Here is a 1,180-nt window from a genome sequence, read left to right on the forward strand (position 1 = left end):
CGGCGGAGCTATTATTCAATCACCTCGTCGGCCCGTACCAGCAACGAGGGCGGCACGGTAAGACCGAGCGCTTTGGCCGTCTTCATGTTGATAATGAGGACGAATTTGGTTGGTCTCTGTACCGGGAGGTCCGCAGGTTTGGTACCCTTGAGGATCTTGTCTACATAGTCGCCCGCGCGGCGGAATAAATCGGCTGTATCGGCCCCGTATACCGATAATCCCCCGTTAGCATAATGTCGGAATAAGTAATTTGCTGGCAGGTGATACTTAGCCGCGAGCGCGATAATCCGCTGCGCCTGGGCATAGGTGAGCGCATCTCCAAAATCAATGATCGCATCGGCTTGTTGGGCGGTGGCCGAGGCAAAGGCAATGTCGAGTTCTTCTGCCGTGGTCGCCGGAACGAGAGGCAGAGCCACGCCGAGGCTCCGGGCTATGCGCGGGATCTCTTCCGCGAAGTACAGCTTTTGCAGTGGATTGTCTGGATTGACCAAGACTGCGATTTTGAAAGCGCCGGGAACAAGTTCTCGAAGAATTTCGAGGCGTTTTGCGAAGAAGTCGTCGGGAACATTGGTCGTCATGCCCGTTGTGTTGCCACCTGGTCGCGACAGGCTTTGTACGAGGCCGAGGTGCACGGGATCAGCGACACCCACGAATACAATGGGAATAGTGCCGGTCGCGGATTGGAGCGCTAAAGCTGCTTGCGGCCCCGGAGCGATCAGGATGTCGGGGCCGAGGGCCATCAACTCGGTGACGGAATCTTTTAGTCGATCTGCGGGTTGAGAAAACCGATACTCGATGCCCAGGTTTTTTCCCTCCATCCAACCTAGGCTTCGCAGCGCATCAAGGAACGCAAGCTCGGCTTGATTGAGGGCCTTCCCGCTTCCATCGCCTATGGCGAGAAAGCCGAGCCGACGACGTTTACCCTGCCCGTGCGATGGGCGGGGCGAAATGAACAGCGCCGCAGTTCCCGCAATGAACTCTCGCCGCTTCATTCCATCCTCTTAGCAGCCTGAGGACGACGACCAAACGCACGATACCACCTCTTGACCGTCGGTGCAGGTCACTTTCTGACCTCGACTGCAAACGCCCTCTCTTCTGCTAGGGGTCATTCGCGTCGATCTGCTGCCACAGGGCCGGTTTAGAAGGAAGTCGGGTTTTAGGAGCTGCCTCGGGTATTGGG

At 57.3% G+C, this 1,180-nt stretch carries 1 protein-coding gene; it reads right to left on the minus strand.

Features of this window, described 5'->3' with window-relative positions; translation table 11 throughout:
- Positions 1-11: 11 nt before the first annotated feature.
- Positions 12-992 carry an ABC transporter substrate-binding protein gene (locus AC1D00_RS42010; protein ID WP_477014760.1) on the minus strand — a complete coding sequence of 327 codons (981 nt, stop codon included), beginning with the start codon at positions 990-992 and terminating at the stop codon, positions 12-14.
- Between the last annotated feature and the right edge of the window lie 188 nt (positions 993-1,180).

This window comes from Bradyrhizobium sp. P2_E8 (genome assembly GCF_056403875.1).

Bases quoted from the DNA above. Each gene is read 5' to 3' on its own strand.
- AC1D00_RS42010 (WP_477014760.1), bottom strand. From the start codon at position 992: ATGAAGCGGCGAGAGTTCATTGCGGGAACTGCGGCGCTGTTCATTTCG.